Raw genomic sequence first — 16,348 nt, 5'->3', positions numbered from 1 at the left:
GGATATGAAACGGATTATATTTTTTCTGGTGGTTTTCATTTTTGCAGGAGTGGCTGCTGCGCAGATGCAGGGACACGGTATGGGAAAAATGGGAAAAGCAGGAAAAGCAGGATGCGATAATTTCGAACGAGGCGCGCATTTTGGCCGGGCGCATCGTCCTGGAAATATACTAAGGCATTCCGAAGCGCTCGAGCTCACCGACGGGCAGATTGATAAAATCAAATCAATACGATTGTCTCACCATGAGGCAATGATTGATTTGCGGGCGGATTTGAAAAAACTTGAATTGCACCTTCACAACGAAATGCATTCGGATTCCCCCGATAAAAACAGAGCATTGTCTATAAACTCCGATATTGCCGAACTCAAGGGCAGGGTTTCCGAAATGAAAATGAATCATCGCTTTGATATTCGTGAAATATTAACAGTGGAGCAAGTGAAGAAACTCGATAAGCTCAAAACCAAATGTCCGCCGATGGGCCGGGGCAAAGGTGGTCATGGAATACGCCACCAGGACGGCTGCTGCGGTCGTTAGAATAAATTAGAACCTTTCTCGTTATATCTATAAGGGGTCAGGATTTACCCGACCCCTTATTTTTCTGCCAAATTGGCAGGTGTGCGACAAAATCTACTTGACAAACATGATTATTTACTCCAAATTCTTATAAAATGGATTCTTATATGAAAAAGAAACGCTCTACAAGTATTGACCAGATTCTTCAATTTATCCGTTCCAATGCTGATTACCCGATGAAAGCTCTCGAATTGGCCAGGGCGATGGGAATCAAAGATTCCGCATATCCAACATTCCGCAGGAAAATTAAAAACCTGCTGGACGAGGGAAAACTGGTCAAGCTTAAACGGAATCGTATAGGCCTTCCTGAGGCAATGGATCTGGTATCGGGCGCATTACAAATAACAAAATCCGGATTTGGCTTTTGTACGCCTGATGGGTCTGATGAGGAAATTTATATTGCCGCAGGGGACACATTGACAGCTTTTGGCGGAGACAAAGTTTTAATCAGGTTAAAGCCGGGATTTGGTTTCAAGGGCAAACGTACCGGAATAGTTATCAAAGTCGTCGAACGGAAATTACAGACTATTGTCGGGACATTCCGAAAAGGCCGCGGATACGCCCACGTTATTCCCGATGCAAAAAATATCAATCGCGATATCTATATTATTCTGGGAAAAACAATGGACGCGACTAACGGCGAAAAAGTTGTCGTTAGATTAGTCGAGTGGGAACATCCGTCACTGAATCCGGAGGGTGAGATTTCCGAGAGGCTTGGTTTTCCCGGCGATCCGGGCGTGGATATGCAATCGATTATCAGAGAATACGAGATCCCTGTAGAATTTTCCGGTGATGTGATAGGTGAGGCAGAAGCCGCGGTCAGCGGATGGCAAAGCGAGATTCTCAATCGACCTGATTTGACGGGACTCAGCGCTTTTACAATCGATCCGTCCGACGCCAAAGATCATGATGATGCCGTATCGATTGAAAAAGAGGGGGATATTTATCGGCTGGGCGTTCATATCGCCGATGTGTCGCATTTCGTCGCCACCAATACCAAACTTGATAAAGAAGCATATAGCAGGGCAACATCGGTATATCTCCCCGACCGGGTCATTCCAATGCTGCCGGAAATATTATCCAATAACGTCTGCTCGCTGAGGCCAAATCGAAAAAGACTGGCATTCTCCATAATCATTGATTTTGACAAAACCGGCAAGGCTCTCGATTATGAACTGTTTCCTTCGGTAATCAGATCGCGCGCCAGATTAAGCTATAGCGAGGTACAGGATTTTTATGATACCGGGAAAGCCAGCCCGCGCATTGATCGTATCGCCGATGATTTGACGACTATGCGAAAGCTGGCGAAAATCCTTTTAGCTCGACGCCAAAAAGCCGGATCGCTTGATTTCGATTTGCCCGAAGCAAAAATTATTCTCGATAAGCAGGGGAATGTAATCGAAATCGGAAATCGCGTCCGGCGCGAATCGCATCGCCTGGTTGAAGAATTCATGCTGGCGGCTAATCGCCAGGTGGCTTATCATTTTCTTCATCATGCTCTGCCTACTCTGTACCGCGTCCATGATCGACCCAATATGGAAAAAGTGGAGGCTTTTTCGTTTTTGATATCCAAGCTTGGATATCGCTTCCCCGTATCGCCGACTATGCCGACCGGCGATTTCGGGAGACTGCTTAAGAAAATTAAGGGCCAGCCGGAAGAGGAATTCATCAATGAACTTCTCCTGCGCTCAATGGCTAAAGCGGTCTATCAACCCAAAAACATTGGACATTTTGGATTGGCGTTTAAGCAATATCTTCATTTTACATCGCCGATTCGCAGGTATCCCGATTTACTCGTACATCGCCTTTTGAAAATGCTGAAGAAAAACAAGTATCCGGTTAAGACGACCCAGAAGTTAGGCACAATATTGAACAACGCCGGCACACATTGCTCGGCCATGGAGAGGCGGGCGATGGAAGCCGAGCGCAGCGCCGTCAAGGCTAAACAGGTTGCTTACATGGCGGGACAGGTCGGGTCGGAGTATGACGGGATTATTTCGGGAGTAATGAATTTTGGATTTTTCGTTCGTCTAATCGGACCCGAATGTGAAGGAATGATTCGTCTCTCAACAATGGATGATGATTATTATAAATTCGATGAGGCTAATTACCTGTTAAAGGGGCGGCGGCGGGGTCAGGTTTTCAGGTTGGGGGATAAGATTCGAGTCGGGATCATGAGAGTTGACAAGGAAGCCAAGGAGATTGATTTGTTTGTAGTAGAGAAAAACAGTCAAAGTAAAAAACCTCATGGAAGAAAACGCTTGAGAAAAAGGAAATAGATTTATGGTTATTCCAAACCTTTTGGTGTTTTCGGAGGAAGAACATGATTTTCTTGAATCGACATTGGATAGCGGACTGGCATTGCGTATGTGGGAGCCTTCAAATCTTTTTGAAGCGGTCAAACAGCAGTCTTATGAGATAATCCTGATTGACGCCAATCACTCGCAATATTCGGAATCGCTGGTATTCAGAGTGTATCGAAAGATTCCCGAGGCGGAATTCTGGCTTATCTCGGATACATCCGAACATCATTTACCTGATTATATAGTCGATAGCGTTATCTCACATATTACAGAAGTATCTGATTTTGAGGCGCGAGTAAATTCATGCCTGCGCATCAGGGGGAAATTGAAAGACTATGGACTATTTGGAAAGTCCGCTAATCTGAAACGCACCGCGGAAATGATCGCTCAGGTAGCGCCAACGGATATTTCCACTCTGATTATCGGACCATCCGGAACGGGTAAAGAATTAGTTGCCCGGGCGCTTCATAATTTTTCCATCAGAAAAGGAAAACCGTTTGTAGCCGTTAACTGCGGGGCGCTCGCTGAAACTCTTTTGGAATCCGAACTATTTGGATACGAGAAAGGGGCTTTTACCGGAGCTATCGGTCGTCGAGAAGGCATTTTCAAGCGCGCCGCCGGCGGCACGGTATTCTTAGACGAAATCGGAGAAACATCACCGGCTTTGCAGGTCAAACTTTTGCGGGTGCTTGAAGAGGGTACTTTTTATCGTGTTGGTGGCGGCGATTTGGTTCATACCGATGTGCGTATTGTCGCCGCGACCAATCGCGAACTTCTTGATGCCATTGCCGAAAATGAATTCAGGGAAGACTTGTACTACCGGCTGGGCGCGATGCGGATAAATTTGGCCGGGCTGGCAAACCGCCTGGCCGATATTATGCCCTTGATACATTACTTCTTTCTCAAAGAAACGGGAACGACGCGCCTTGTGTCCCGAAAAGCGATGGAGCTTCTTCTGAATTATGGCTGGCCGGGGAATGTCAGACAACTGCGTAATTTCGTGAGCCGTATAATCGTCGCCGGCGGAAAGGGTGAAATATCGGAACAGCAGGTGATGCAATATATCGAGGAACAGGGTTATAGCGAGCGAACCCTGCCGGTTGTTACAGGGAAATCTCCTCAGGAGGCGGAATTTCAGCTTATCTACCAGGCTCTTCTTTCTTTGGGGCAGGAAATTCGTATGCTCCGTGATATAATAATCGAAAATTTGCACGGGCGGGGAGAAACGGTTATTACCGGGGAAACTCCCCGAGAAGCGAATATTAAAACCGTTGAGGAAATGGAAGAAGAATTGATACTTCGGACGTTGGAGGCGACCGGAGGCAATCGTCGTGAAGCGGCAAAAAAGCTGGGAATTGGCGAACGAACATTATATCGCAAGCTGAATAAATACGGTGAATTATAGATTAAAGATTGTCACATTATTAATTATTTTATATATCTTCGGCTCAATTTCGTTTGGAGAATCGAATATATATATCCCTTCGCCGGAAGAGATTTATGAAGCGTTTGAAAACGATCTTCTGGAATACAATGACTATATCGAGCTGCTCGAAATAGTTAGAAAAGAATATATTACTTCGGCCGATTCGCAAATCATAGCGCAATATCCCGACCTTATCGCGGGATTTTCATCAAACCCATATATTGAAGTTATCCCTGCGGAAATATCAAAAAGGGATGCGCCCAAAGCACACAAGCATGAAAAAACTCTCAATCAAAGCGTTTTATTTCGGCAATATCATAAACTGGAACCCAATCAGGAAAATCAGAGGTTGCTTCGCTATTATGGAATAAAAAATAATTTGGAAGTTTATGGCGAATGGGAAAACAGCTATGCCGGCAATCAAAGATGGTTGAGGAGGTATGCTAAGCTGACCATACCGGGTATAACCGAATCTCAATCCATTCTTACGTTAGGAAATTATAAAGAGAAATTTTCGATGGGTCTGATTTACGGTTATCATGGCCAATTGCTGTCCAAACCATCCGAAAGAGATGAATTGGAAAAGTTCTTATTGCCAAATTACGGCGGGTCAAACGGAGCTTTATTAAGCTGGCCAATAAAAAGTGGAATTGCAAAAATAATATTCGATTATGATCGCAATGAATCATTTCGGGAATTTTTTACCGGTATTTCAATTCCGCTCAGTTTATTTTCAACCGTATCCTTCTTATCTGGCGCACATGGAAGAGTAGTCAACCGGGGCCACAATAACAATACTGATGCGACCTATCTTTCACTGGGATTTATGCCCGCCAATTCACCGTTGAAAGAATGCGAATTTGCACTGGCCTATAACGACAATAAATTAACAACCGCCAGTGCGATAAAAGCTCGCTGGGATAAGGGATCCATTTTATTAAATATCAACGGATGGCATTATGACAATCGGTATCCTTCGTTTTTCGCGGGAGGGCCATCTTCACGTCGAAGCAGGACTCTGTATTTGGATGATATGGATTTTTCCTATTCGGATCGTTACGCCGGAGAAATCGGAGGTGCCGTTAACTCAACATATTCAATGACAGAGTCGATTCAAATTAAAACATCTCTGGGATATGCCGAACGTTCCGCCGACGATAACAGGCTGGAGGCAAAAACGGGCTTTATTCGATATTTATCGGAAAATTATACCGCAAAACTCAATTGTTATTGGAGGTATGATAATTTATATTCTACCGATAAGGCGCAGAGGCGAGTCCAGTTTGAAGTTAATAGAATTCGTTCAGCCATAAACGGCCGGTTGGTAATCGGGTATTATTTTGATCGGTATTATAATCGTAACGATTGTATGCTTCTGGCCGAAACCCGGGTCAAGGATCGTTTTGGGAAATTACATTTCCTGATAAAACTCGATAGAATAAGGCTGACGGATATAAAGAACAATTACATATACGCGACCGTATCGCATGAAACAACGATTAGCAAAAATATCAGTTCATACATCAGGTACGGTTATCGATACCGCGCCGATTATACCGACGAAAGGTATGTGACTCTGCGGTGGGATATAAATTGGAGAATTTAATGAGCGGGTTTATCTTTTTAAGCTGCATTCTTAGTGTATTATTAATAACAAGCATATCGGCTCAGGATTCGCCGGAAGAAATAAGAATAAATGAATTTCTGCCCAATCCATCCGGCGATTTGGAAAGCGAATGGATTGAGCTTTATTATGCCGCCGATTCGGCAATTGATTTGTCGAATTATTATATCGGTGATGCCTTAGGTTGGGAAAAAATCTCTGATACATCTATGATTATTCCAGGTCCTGCTTTTATAATAATGACCCAGGATAAAGCGTCATTTCTTGATTATTATTTTGGTTTTGAGGGTGTTGTCATCGAGCCGCCGGGATGGAAGGCTCTCAACAATTCGGGAGGAGACAAAATCAGATTAGGGTTTATTGATACTCTTGCGTTTGACAGCTTTTATTACGAAAAGGTATTTACCGACAACCGGAGCTGGGAACGATATTTGGATGTGCATGGAGTATCATTCTGGGGGCAATCATATGATCCAACCGGTTCGTCGCCGGGGAGAGCAAATAATTTTAATCCTTTTCGCCCCGATGGTATTCAACTCAGAGTATCACCCGATCCCTTCTCACCCAACGGCGATGGTTTTGAGGATATCGCAGTCATATCGTATGATATGCCTCCCGGCAATTCGTTTGATTTATTCATATATGATATCTCCGGGCGAAAACTGAAAACAATATTCGAATCCTCGCAGATCATACCTGGCGAAATCGAATGGGACGGCACAGATGATTATAATCAGACGCTTGCTGTGGGAATTTATATTTTATATGCCCGCGTTAATGGGGATGAGGATTTTGATTTTAAGAGGACAGTTGTAATCGCGCCATGACGAGTCGCTTTATCATTATATTCGGAATTGTACTTACGCTATTGGGCAAATCTGTGACGGCAGGAGGTATGTCTTATCTGGATCATCAGGTTTTTTCGCACGGCTATGTCGATTTCCACAATGCCGGGGCCCTTGATATCTTTCAATACCCCTTCGCCCTAACCGGTAAAAAACTAACTTTGCAAACCTCGTATCGTTCGCTCTACGGATTAAGCGAATTAAGCGATAACCGGGCCGGATTAACCTATTCATTCAACAAATATCAATTGGCCGCCGGATTTTCAAATTTCGGAAAATCAAATTACTTTCAGCAAACCGGTATGTCGCTGGCCGGAAATTATACATGCCGCGAAATATCATTCGGCCTGTCTCTCATCTATAGCCGTATATCATTTAATGAAAAATATAATTCACAATCGGCCATAATAGTAAATTCCGGTTTGATGTTCAAAGTGAAGAATATTTCAGGATATGGGCTGATCCGCGCGATAAATAAGCCGTCATATATTGTCAATAAACGCGACATACCGACCGAGGCGGAACTGGGCGCATCATATAAAAACAAAACAGGCCTGGACTCTCAAATTAAGTTTTTATTCATCCAATACCAAAAGCCGACCGCGGAAATATCCCAGGATTTCCAAATGGTTGAATACGCCCATATCAATTGGGCTCTGGTATTGGCCCCGGTAAGAGTCGGAGCCGGTCTGAAGTTCGAGCATCGAAAGATGACTTTCGAATACAAATTTTCGCATCATCCCGTTTTGGGATTAACTCATTCGGTTTTATTGGGAATTGGGCGAAAATAGCTATTATATGCGTTGAAAAGGAAACGGATATATAACAATGCCAATACATGATGGTATTAGTAAGCCGGCCCCGTATGCCGCTCGGGCGGAAGACAGCCAAGGCAGGAAATATCAAATCGCCGAAGGTCCGGGGCGTTCGGCTTTTCAGCGTGATCGCGATCGGATTATTCATTCAACTGCCTTCCGGCGCCTGCAGCATAAAACACAGGTCTTTGCCAATCTTGATTCGGTCGAGAAAACCGGAGACCATTACCGAACGCGATTGACCCACACTATTGAAGTTACTCAGATTAGCCGTACCATCGCAAGGGTTTTGTCATTGAATGAAGATTTCGCCGAGGCGGTCGCGCTGGCCCATGACCTGGGCCATACTCCTTTCGGTCACGCCGGTGAGGAAGTTTTGAATATGATGATGGCCCATGACGGAGGTTTTAATCATAATATACAATCGTTGCGGGTCATTGATTTTCTGGAGAAAAGATACCCGAATCACTTTGGATTGAATTTGACTTATGAGGTCCGAGAAGCGGTTATCAAGCATGAATCCAATCATGATATTTCCGTTCCCGATGAATTTAATCCCGATGAAAACCCTCTTTTGGAGGGACAAATTGTTAATCTTGCCGATGAAATCGCCTATCACGGCCACGATGTCGATGATGGATTGGGCAGCGGGCTTCTGACATTGGAAATGATGCGTGATATTGATTTTCTGGCTCCGGTTATGGACAAAGTTAAGGCAGGTGTGAACGATAAATCGGAAGAAATGATTCGTTACGCTTTTGTTCGACATCTGGTAAATATGAATGTTCTCGATTTAACCGCGGAAATCAAAAAAAGAATTAATGAGCATGATATTGAAACCATATCTGATGTGCGGCAATGTCCTCATAGAATTATATCATTTTCCGATGAGCAAAGCGGATTTAACAATAAATTAAAGCAATTTCTAAGACGAAACATATACCATCATTCTCAGCTCAACGCCATGAAAGAGCAGTCATTTGAAATAATTTCTTTTCTATTTAGCTATTTTCTTGAAGACATAAGCCGGATACCGGAAGGATTCAGAAAGAGATTTCCCGATGTTCCTCACCGGCGTTTGACGGTCGATTATATCGCGGGAATGACCGATAGATTTGCGCAAAATGAATTCGTTCGCAATTGCTAAGCATTTCAATATTTGCAACAGTCTGCAATAAATCATAAAACTGTTTCCCCTTCCCGGGCGGGTTCTTTTTAATGTCCCGTCAGGGAACAACTTAGATTTCAAAAATCCAAAACAATTTCAGGCATGCCGCTTGCGCTAAACACGTCGGAGGAAACTTTCATGGAAATGTATTTCGGCTCTTTCAAACTCAAAAAATCCAACAATGATATTGATACTCTGGTTACTTTTGATATCCCGGATATAGGCGTCAAATTCAAAGCGCCGTATCAGGCCAAAGGAATGGTTATCGATTACGCATCGCTTTTGACCCTACTGGAATTTGTGGAAGTCAATCCACAGCTTTTTTCAAATCGTGCCCTGGAATTATACACAAATAATTTCGACCTGATAAATCAGGTGAATAATAACAAAGTGGACAATACAGCTCTTGCGCCTTATCTGCAAAAAGCTCTGGAATACCGCGACAGGCTCAATTATACGCTGAACTGGGTATCGCGGCCCGATAATCCGGCTTTGCGCTCCAAAATTGATTGACAAGCACCTCTCCGGGTTCATACTTTCTATGTATGGACTCCGATTCCCTGAAAAAAGAAATTGGGGCCGGCAAATACCGGCCCGTTTATTATTTTTACGGCGAAGAAGATTATCGGAAAGTAGAAGCCTATAAATACCTTCTGAACAATTATATCCCCGGTCGCCAAAAGCTTCTTAACAGCAATAAATTTTCCGCCGACAAAATCGACCTCGAAACGATAATTTGCGAACTGTCGGCGATTCCTATGCTGGGGGAAAGGCGCCTAATCTTTATTGAGAATATTCAAAAACTGAAACCGACCCAGTATAAATGGCTTTTTAATTTTTTGACGGCGCCGCCTCCTGAAACGGTGGTAATCCTTTCGACACCGGGTTCTTATACGCCGGATAAAAGAGGCGCCTTCTTCAAAGCCATAACAAAAATCGCCGAACCGATGCAATTCACACGCCTAAAAGCAGGTAGTGCCAAGGTCAGGATTATCAGACACCTGGAATCTCTCGGGTTTACTTTCGATGCTGAAGCGGTCGATTTGCTCGTTTCATTAACCGACGGTGATTTCGGCGGTCTTGCGGGAGAGCTGGACAAGCTTGCCATATCAAATGAATCCGGCTCCCATATCGGCATCAATGAAATAAAATCGCTGAGCAGTTCGCATGAGGAATTCGGGATATTTGAATTGATCGATATGATTGCCGAAAAGGATAGCAACCGGGCTCTGTTTGCTTATAACGACATGGTAAAAAAGGGTTCCAATCCCACCGGATTGCTTTTTTTGCTCTCGCGGCATTTGATGAGTTTGCTGAAAATTCACGCCGGGAAAAAGCTCGCCCGCCATCCCTTTTTTATCTCCAAACTGAAAAAACAGGCCGCATTGTACGATAAAAACGCCACTCTAAATGCGATTTCAAAAATCGCGATTACCGAGCGCAAGGTGCGCAAAAGCGGTCTGGAACCGGTACTTTTAGTTGAAAATCTAATTCGCGAAATTTCTCGATAAATTTTGGAAGAAAGTAATAACAAATCGGTAACTAATACAGAACAAAGTACGGAAGATGCCGCTTATATAATTCGGGCGCGAAACGGGGATAAGGCATCTTACGGTTATTTGGTAAAGAAATACCAGAAGAGGGTTTTGCGCATGGTAATCGGTATGGTCGGTGATTTAGATAACGCCATGGATATTGTCCAGGATAGTTTTATTCGCGGCTGGCAGGCACTCGATAGATTTGATGAGACCCGTCCGTTTTATCCCTGGCTTTCAACTATCGCTACCAATCAGGCACTAAATTTTTTAAAAAGAAGCGGACGTCAAACCAGTCTGGAACCGAGTCATAATATACGGTTGGACGCCGGTCCCGACCCTCTGGAAAAGCTGCAGCTCATTGAAAATGACCGTAGGTTTTTGAAAGCAGTTCGGGAACTGCCTGGGCAATATCAAATCGTATTTATTTTAAGACACTTTGAGGAGCTTAGTTATGACGAAATCGCGAAACGCCTCGAAATTTCTCAAGGAACGGTGGATTCCCGGTTATATCGAGCCCGAAAAGCATTGGTGGAAAAGCTAAAGGATTTACTGGAATAAAATGGAAAACGATTATTCCAAATACTCGGAAAAATTATCGGCTTATCTCGACGGCGAATTGTCTCCCCGGGAAATGGCCGAAATTGTCGCGGCCCTGGAAAAAGACAAACGCCTTGCTGATGAGTTTGACCGATTAGTTAAACTAAAGGAGTTAGCTACTCAATCGCTGCCCGAATTTGAAGATGAGATATTGGACAATCTTGAAAACAGTATTATGTCCAATCTCGAAGATAAACCATCTCGCAAAGCCTCACAGGAACAACACGCAGCCAAAATCATACCCGTCTGGCGGAAGTACCTGGCAGTCGCCGCAACAATCGCTGTATTTTTTCTGGCGGGACGGATAGCATACCAGGAATACGGTACGGATATTTTATCACCAGCAAGATATAAAATCAGATACGATCGCGATCTTAAGTCTGCCCCAGATATTGATTCTTCGGCAATCAGCGGGCAAAGATCAGATGATACTGCGATTGAAAATGAAAAATCACTTTCCCCGGAAGAATCTCAAAAAACATCTGGACGCGATGAACCTATTCCCGAAGAATCAACGGAAAAAATCGAAGGCGAAGGAGCAGAGGCAAAATCTCCAGTGTCAGAGACTCTGATAGTCCAAATTGATGAGCAGGATTATTTACCCGATATAAAAGAAGCCGATAAAATTATGCCGCAGGAAACGGATAAAAAGGATGAATTCGTCGCTGTACAATTAGCCAGACCGCAATTAATTCAGCCTGAAATTAAGACCGACGCGGTGTCAATGCCGGGCATCGAAAAAAGAAAAGGAGAACGATTATTCGCGGCCGAAGATTTAAAAAGCGAATATGCAATTGCTTCAGTCGATAGCCTCGATCAGTTTTTTAACAACTATTCACCGCAGAAAATCCGATCCAAAAAGTCAGCAGGTGAAATAGAGATGCTCAGTCAGACTTTTACTGATGTAAGTCTCAACGAACCGGTAATGCGATTTTTGGATAGTCTAAGGGCTCTACCAGAATTTGATCTTGCGTCAAAAAATATAGAAAACCATTACCTGAAAATTCTGGCCGCGAGAGAATTATATCAAATTACCGGAGAAAAACAGTATTTTGACGATGCGATTGACAATTTAAAATCATTAAAAAAACTAATAGATTCACAATTAGTCCTGTATCCGGAAAATAAAAATCTGCTTGAATATAAAGATAGATTAAGTAATTTTGACTTAATCGAGTAAATGTTGGGAGTTCGGAAGGGGCAAAATGTTTTCGAGATTTTCAAAAAAATCAGGCGGTTCAGAAAATGACTCCCTCCGCTCCCGCATGAAAATGGTTGCTCAACAAATCGTCGCTCGGGACGTAACAAACGAAGCGGTTCTGGAAGCGATGAGGATAGTCCCTCGCCATCTTTTTGTCCCGAATGAATCGAGAAATTTAGCTTATGAGGACGGTCCTTTGTCAATCGGATACGGGCAGACGATTTCTCAGCCTTATGTTGTGGCATCGATGACGGAAAATATTGCCCCGGGGCCGGATAAAATAGTTCTCGAAATAGGCACCGGCTCAGGGTATCAAACCGCTGTACTGGCGGGATTATTTAAGAAAGTCTATACAGTCGAATTCATAGCCAGGCTGTCAAAAAACGCAAGGGAATTGTTAGACAGCCTTGATTATAGGAATATTGAATTCTACGTTGGAGATGGCCTTGAAATACCAAAAACTCCTGAGGAATTCGATGCCATAATCGTAACCGCCGCGCCTGAGAAATTTCCCGACTCGCTCGTTGACCGCCTCGGCCGGGGAGGTAAATTGATTATTCCGGTTGGTGTTCATATTCAGAGTCTTAAACTGGTCTCAAAAAATATCAGGGGACAGGTCAGTATTAAGGATATGTATCCGGTGAGATTCGTCCCTCTGAGGCGCGATGATTGATTTGTAAAAACTATTATAAGAAAACTTTTTGATGGGTTCCTCGTAAATAAAAGACAGGTAAAATAAATGAGGAAAAGGAGGTATCCTTGGAAAATAAACTCTATCGTTCTCGAACCGATAGTACCATTGCCGGCGTCTGCGGCGGTCTGGGCGAATATTTTAGAATCGATCCGACCTTTATCCGCATCCTTGCCGTGCTTTTAGTATTCGCCGACGGTGTCGGCCTTCTTGCTTATATTATCGCCTGGATTATTATTCCTCAAGTACCCGTAGAATCAGCCGCGGAAATCCAATCCGAATCCAAAGAAACTCCGGTTCCCAAACCCCCAAAGACGGAATATATCGGCTGGAATAAATATGTCCCAGGTGCTATTTTAATAGCTATCGGAGTTTTCTTTATATTGAGAAACAACTTCTGGTGGTGGGATTTTGAACAATTCTGGCCGGCTTTGCTAATATTGGTCGGTATATTCCTGATCTTTAGATGGGGCAACCGGCGCCGCCGGGAAGAGGCCGAAAATCAGGAGTTGAAAGGGGGACCGCATGACTCCAGCCAGGTTTAGATGGGGCATATATTTCATATTGGCTGGCGGGCTAATCCTGCTGCATAACTTTGGAGTTGTCGACTGGTATGTCTGGGAAGATATCGTTGCTCTCTGGCCGATTATATTAATCGCTATCGGAGTAGAAAAAATCTTCGCCAAATCGAAAGCGGTTTTCATTTCATACCTCGCGCCGGTGTTATTTTCCGGAATCGTATTATGGGTTGCGATAGGCTCATCATATTCAAATTTGGATTTTTCCCGCCGAGGCGATACATACAAATATGAAATTGAAAAAGACGCGGAAATCTCCAGCGTGGAAATGACCCTTGATGTCAAAAACGTCGATATTAATTTGAAAAAAACCGCCAGCGATTTATTTAACGGCCGATTTAAACGACGTAAATATAAACCGGATATTGATTATGATGTCTCCAACGGTATTGCCAAAATTGATATCGCCGAAGAAAAACGTATCTGGGGATGGGGCGATTCTCATTATCGGAGCTCCTATGATAACTGGAATATCAGGGTCGCCGATCACCTGCCGTTAAGCCTGAAATTCTACGGCGGTAAATCGGATATGGAAATCGACTGCAAATCATTGAATTTGCAGGAACTCTTCGTTAGATCAGAACGTGGCCGTATCAATATGTATTTGGGTGAGATGTTGGAAAATATTAAAGTATCACTTGAGGGAGAAGATGCCAACTTCTCAGTTTACGCCCCTGAAAACAGCGGTATCAAAGTTTCCGGATACGGCGATGATTTACGCCGTTTGTTTGAGAGAATCGGCTTTATTGAAACCGATGACGCCTATACTAATCCCGATTATAATTCACGATTAAACAAAATTGAACTTGAGCTTTCGCCGGATATATCCCAGCTGTCGATAGATTTTTATTAGTATTAAAGAGTAGAATAAATTTACACAGTCCAATGAGTTTTTATTTATTATTGCGGCCGTTTTTTTTGAATATTAAAATGTTTCCCCATCAATCAATTGTCGGTTAATGGTCAATTGGAAAATATTATGCAACATTTTGCGCAAGCTCCAAACATTCACAAACAGGAACATTATATTCGATAAAGTCATTTTGTAAAAATGTTCAAAATCTAAAATAGTGAAGCGTAGATTTCATCAATCCTCATAATCTGTTGTTAATCAATGTGGTATTGGGGTTTGTCGAAGTCACAAATCGCTTGACATATCTTCTGTTTCTCTTATATTTTGGTTAAAGTAAGGCACTTCATCCCCACCGATTGATAGTGCTTTTTTACTGCTTGAGAAAATTTCAATTTACGCATCTGGTATGCTACATGGTCAGGTAAGGAGTAATTTCCAATAAGCTGATAGATGTGACATTACGCCTTAGTATTAAAACATAAAACCATGGAATTCCGCTTTGTAAATAAACTCTGGAGGACCGATGTTCAGATCTGGAAATAGATTCCTCAAAATTCTGTTATTATTTTTAATTCTGGCTGTTCCGATATCGGCGGCGGATAAATATGAAAGCGATCTCTCACTCTTCTATGACCCCAATACCGGCAATCAGGTTACCAGCCCTCCACCGAATTATTCTTTGCTTGATTCCAAACACTTAATCGGCGGTCCTCCGTTTGAGACGCTAAATACGCCCGGAATGACTGGATATTATGTCTTTCTTGATAGCGTGACAAATAAATGGTACGTATGCGGAATAATTGTTCCTGGCATCATCGGATATGAACAACTCCATGGCTCGATTCTTGTTCAGCTTGACCGGGAACCAGCCCCCAATGTAAACGTCTGGCCGATAGGTTTCGAAACCTCCGAAGATTACGTCAAAAACGACCGCTGGGGCTGGGTCAAACATTCTGACTCGATCGCGGAAAATCTTTATGAGATTTGGTGGGACATTACCATAGATTTTGCCCGTCTCGAATCTATTACCGATAATTACGACACCGTCGGAATCTGCTTTGACGGATGCGCGGTGGATTTCAATATCTGGGCAACCGGCCATTTCGCTCCCTTTGACGCCGACCAACTCCTCTTGGGCAAAGATCGAATCCCGATTTCGTATCTTCCCGATTTTGAAGATACATACGCCGGAATTTACGATAAATATCAGGATACCGCTTCGGGGCGCGGGGCCAATATGACGATGTATACGCCGGTACCTCTGCCGGGAGCGACCTATGATAAAATCGGGGAATTACCCTCCAGCAGTGAATTCAACGGGAGCTACGTATACGAAGGCAACGGCCTGCAATTTTCCGTGTCATCCTGCTCGGGAAATAATAAGCCAATCTTCGATCCGCCCCTGGGAAATTTATCGTATTTGGACATGTGCCCGGGCGAAAAGATTTCTAAATTTATTACCGTCACCGACCGCAATCCCGGCGATATCATTACACTAACTCAGATTTCCGGTCCGGGGCTGTTATCAACAGCGCCTGGGACTTCTCCGGTTTACGGCAATTATACCTGGATTCCTACCGACCCCGGGCAATATATTGCTATTTTCAAAGCTACTGATACAAAAGGCAACGAAACTCTCGATTCCCTGATCATTGACGTCCAATTTAATCAACCGCCCGTTGCTAATGATGGAGATACTACCCTAACGTCGTGCGATCCTAATGTTGCCGTTTGTTACAATGTCGAAGCTGCCGACCCCGATGGTGATATGTTAACTTTTATGTTAATCGGCGGGGGAATGCACGATCCGAATATTTATGAATTAATTCCCGCTATCAATACCGAGAATATCAATGTAACTATTGATCCGGAAACCGGAGCTTTGTGTCTGACAACTCACATTGAAGGAGTGTATGAATATCAAGTTGAAGTTTCAGATAACTGCGGCGCGGACACGGCTACAATTATTTTTAACATAGACATGAATAATCAGCCGATTATCCATACTTTCGATTCGCTGGTTATGTTATGCGCTCCCGATTCGATCTGTTTTGATATCTCGGCATCGGATCCTGACGTCAACGATAGTGTTTCAATAGTGCTGCTAAGCGGACCGGGGATATTTAACCTGACCG

At 43.5% G+C, this 16,348-nt stretch carries 15 protein-coding genes; all 15 read left to right on the top strand.

All coding sequences use genetic code 11. From position 1 onward, the window contains the following. The first annotated feature begins 4 nt into the window (after window positions 1-4). Window positions 5-535, top strand: a complete 531-nt coding sequence (locus tag V3V99_12135; GenBank protein MEE9443404.1) for a Spy/CpxP family protein refolding chaperone — start codon at window positions 5-7, stop codon at window positions 533-535. Window positions 536-681: 146 nt separating this feature from the next. Continuing rightward, window positions 682-2,853 (top strand): ribonuclease R, encoded by a 2,172-nt coding sequence (rnr, locus tag V3V99_12130; GenBank protein MEE9443403.1) that lies wholly within the window; start codon window positions 682-684, stop codon window positions 2,851-2,853. A gap of 4 nt (window positions 2,854-2,857) precedes the next feature. Next, complete coding sequence (locus V3V99_12125; protein MEE9443402.1) at window positions 2,858-4,282, top strand: sigma-54 dependent transcriptional regulator; 1,425 nt, start codon at window positions 2,858-2,860, stop codon at window positions 4,280-4,282. Further along, window positions 4,272-5,909, top strand: coding sequence for a hypothetical protein (locus V3V99_12120; protein ID MEE9443401.1), 1,638 nt, complete (start codon window positions 4,272-4,274; stop codon window positions 5,907-5,909). The genes V3V99_12125 and V3V99_12120 overlap by 11 nt, the downstream gene beginning before the upstream one ends. Then, window positions 5,909-6,754, top strand: coding sequence for a hypothetical protein (locus tag V3V99_12115; GenBank protein ID MEE9443400.1), 846 nt, complete (start codon window positions 5,909-5,911; stop codon window positions 6,752-6,754). Before V3V99_12120 ends, V3V99_12115 begins: the two co-directional genes overlap by 1 nt. After that, complete coding sequence (locus tag V3V99_12110) at window positions 6,751-7,563, top strand: hypothetical protein (GenBank protein ID MEE9443399.1); 813 nt, start codon at window positions 6,751-6,753, stop codon at window positions 7,561-7,563. The genes V3V99_12115 and V3V99_12110 overlap by 4 nt, the downstream gene beginning before the upstream one ends. A 37-nt stretch (window positions 7,564-7,600) precedes the next feature. Then, window positions 7,601-8,734, top strand: coding sequence for a deoxyguanosinetriphosphate triphosphohydrolase (locus V3V99_12105; GenBank protein MEE9443398.1), 1,134 nt, complete (start codon window positions 7,601-7,603; stop codon window positions 8,732-8,734). Window positions 8,735-8,893: 159 nt separating this feature from the next. Next, on the top strand, window positions 8,894-9,268 hold the full coding sequence (locus V3V99_12100) for a hypothetical protein (protein MEE9443397.1): 375 nt from the start codon (window positions 8,894-8,896) through the stop codon (window positions 9,266-9,268). Window positions 9,269-9,300: 32 nt separating this feature from the next. After that, complete coding sequence (holA, locus tag V3V99_12095; GenBank protein ID MEE9443396.1) at window positions 9,301-10,266, top strand: DNA polymerase III subunit delta; 966 nt, start codon at window positions 9,301-9,303, stop codon at window positions 10,264-10,266. 3 nt (window positions 10,267-10,269) lie between these two features. Continuing rightward, a complete protein-coding gene (locus tag V3V99_12090) occupies window positions 10,270-10,851 on the top strand; it encodes a sigma-70 family RNA polymerase sigma factor (GenBank protein ID MEE9443395.1) in 582 nt (193 codons plus the stop codon). A 1-nt stretch (window position 10,852) separates the two neighbouring features. Next, entirely contained in the window at window positions 10,853-12,070 is a 1,218-nt protein-coding gene (locus tag V3V99_12085; GenBank protein ID MEE9443394.1) for a zf-HC2 domain-containing protein, read from the top strand. Between the two features lie 25 nt (window positions 12,071-12,095). Next, entirely contained in the window at window positions 12,096-12,764 is a 669-nt protein-coding gene (locus V3V99_12080; protein MEE9443393.1) for a protein-L-isoaspartate(D-aspartate) O-methyltransferase, read from the top strand. An 86-nt stretch (window positions 12,765-12,850) separates the two neighbouring features. Beyond that, window positions 12,851-13,327 (top strand): PspC domain-containing protein, encoded by a 477-nt coding sequence (locus V3V99_12075; GenBank protein ID MEE9443392.1) that lies wholly within the window; start codon window positions 12,851-12,853, stop codon window positions 13,325-13,327. Beyond that, window positions 13,308-14,213 (top strand): DUF5668 domain-containing protein, encoded by a 906-nt coding sequence (locus tag V3V99_12070; GenBank protein ID MEE9443391.1) that lies wholly within the window; start codon window positions 13,308-13,310, stop codon window positions 14,211-14,213. Before V3V99_12075 ends, V3V99_12070 begins: the two co-directional genes overlap by 20 nt. A 523-nt stretch (window positions 14,214-14,736) precedes the next feature. Then, window positions 14,737-16,348: hypothetical protein (locus V3V99_12065; protein MEE9443390.1), on the top strand; the 1,612-nt coding region annotated here is incomplete at its 3' end.

This window comes from Candidatus Zixiibacteriota bacterium (assembly GCA_036480375.1).
Taxonomy (GTDB): domain Bacteria; phylum Zixibacteria; class MSB-5A5; order GN15; family JAAZOE01; genus JAZGGI01.
This window is presented reverse-complemented; position numbering and strand designations above follow the sequence as displayed.

Excerpts from the sequence above, each read along its gene's own strand:
- V3V99_12135 (MEE9443404.1), top strand. The coding sequence starts at position 5 with ATGAAACGGATTATATTTTTTCTGGTGGTTTTCATTTTTGCAGGAGTG.
- rnr (MEE9443403.1), top strand. The coding sequence starts at position 682 with ATGAAAAAGAAACGCTCTACAAGTATTGACCAGATTCTTCAATTTATC.
- V3V99_12125 (MEE9443402.1), top strand. The coding sequence starts at position 2,858 with ATGGTTATTCCAAACCTTTTGGTGTTTTCGGAGGAAGAACATGATTTT.
- V3V99_12115 (MEE9443400.1), top strand. The coding sequence starts at position 5,909 with ATGAGCGGGTTTATCTTTTTAAGCTGCATTCTTAGTGTATTATTAATA.
- V3V99_12110 (MEE9443399.1), top strand. The coding sequence starts at position 6,751 with ATGACGAGTCGCTTTATCATTATATTCGGAATTGTACTTACGCTATTG.
- V3V99_12105 (MEE9443398.1), top strand. The coding sequence starts at position 7,601 with ATGCCAATACATGATGGTATTAGTAAGCCGGCCCCGTATGCCGCTCGG.
- V3V99_12100 (MEE9443397.1), top strand. The coding sequence starts at position 8,894 with ATGGAAATGTATTTCGGCTCTTTCAAACTCAAAAAATCCAACAATGAT.
- holA (MEE9443396.1), top strand. The coding sequence starts at position 9,301 with ATGGACTCCGATTCCCTGAAAAAAGAAATTGGGGCCGGCAAATACCGG.
- V3V99_12085 (MEE9443394.1), top strand. The coding sequence starts at position 10,853 with ATGGAAAACGATTATTCCAAATACTCGGAAAAATTATCGGCTTATCTC.
- V3V99_12080 (MEE9443393.1), top strand. The coding sequence starts at position 12,096 with ATGTTTTCGAGATTTTCAAAAAAATCAGGCGGTTCAGAAAATGACTCC.
- V3V99_12070 (MEE9443391.1), top strand. The coding sequence starts at position 13,308 with ATGACTCCAGCCAGGTTTAGATGGGGCATATATTTCATATTGGCTGGC.